Genomic DNA, 982 nt, shown 5'->3' on the forward strand with positions numbered 1-982 from the left:
CAGCAAGACGGCTAGTAAGATTGAAGTTCGGGAATCGACCCGCTCGCCGACATACACACGCGTGTCTTCTCCGGGTCCACGTGCAAAGAACACCCGCCATGCTTCATCCTCGATCTGTACCGTAGCAAAACCCTGCCCCATCTGATGACCTGTCGGAATCATCGGTTGAGCCGGTGCGTTGCCGGAGCGGACCACCGCTTGGCCATCGTGAAAGATCTGGAAAGCTACTTTGGGCGCGTACGGATGCGGAACACGATTATCGATTTCCTCGTCATCGTCAATCGACTGCGTCTGCTGAATGATCAACAACGCCGCTGCTTGGGCAAGGTGGCTATCCAGAAGCTCATCAAGCTCGCGCCTTGCATCGCGCCAAATGAACATCCCGGTAACGATCCAAATACCGATCACTACCCCCATCACAAGGCCCAGCAATCGACCCTGCAGTGACCGTGGGACGACCATCATGGACGGAACTCCCCTCGCAACAAAACATAGCCAACGCCGCGCACAGTTTTGATCAGCTCGTTGCCAAGCTTGGCCCGCAGACGATGGATATGGACCTCGATCGCGTTGCTTTCGATCTCCTGACCCCAGCCGTACACGGCTTGTTCCAGCTGCTCGCGAGACATGACACGCCCAGCGTTCAGCATCAGTGTGTGCAGGAGGTCGAACTCGCGCGTAGACAAGCTAACCGACGCCCCACCGCAGAACACGAGGCGCGCTGCCAGATCGAGCATGACGTCTTGCACCTCAAGTCTTTCTTGGGGCTGCCCGTGGGCCCGGCGCACCAGCGCGCGCAGCCGAGCCGCAAGTTCTTCAAGGTCAACGGGCTTGCTAACGTAGTCGTCGGCGCCGATGTCCAGACCACGGATACGCTCAGGTATAGTGTCGCGCGCGGTCAACACCAGCACCGGCAATTTGACGCCAGCTCGACGCACCGACGCCAGCACATCGATGCCATCCTTAAACGGCAGTCCAAGAT

The 982-nt window shown here is 58.6% G+C and carries 2 protein-coding genes; both read right to left on the reverse strand.

Annotated elements, in window-relative coordinates; translation table 11 throughout:
- Window positions 1-465, reverse strand: a 465-nt coding sequence (locus AWB67_RS38495; protein WP_235025627.1) for a sensor histidine kinase N-terminal domain-containing protein, incomplete at its 3' end; no start/stop codon positions are given.
- The coding region (locus AWB67_RS38500) for a winged helix-turn-helix domain-containing protein (RefSeq protein WP_087660915.1) at window positions 462-982 on the reverse strand (521 nt) is incomplete at its 5' end. The genes AWB67_RS38500 and AWB67_RS38495, both read right to left, overlap by 4 nt.

This window comes from Caballeronia terrestris (assembly GCF_001544515.1).
GTDB classification, from domain to species: Bacteria; Pseudomonadota; Gammaproteobacteria; order Burkholderiales; family Burkholderiaceae; genus Caballeronia; species Caballeronia terrestris.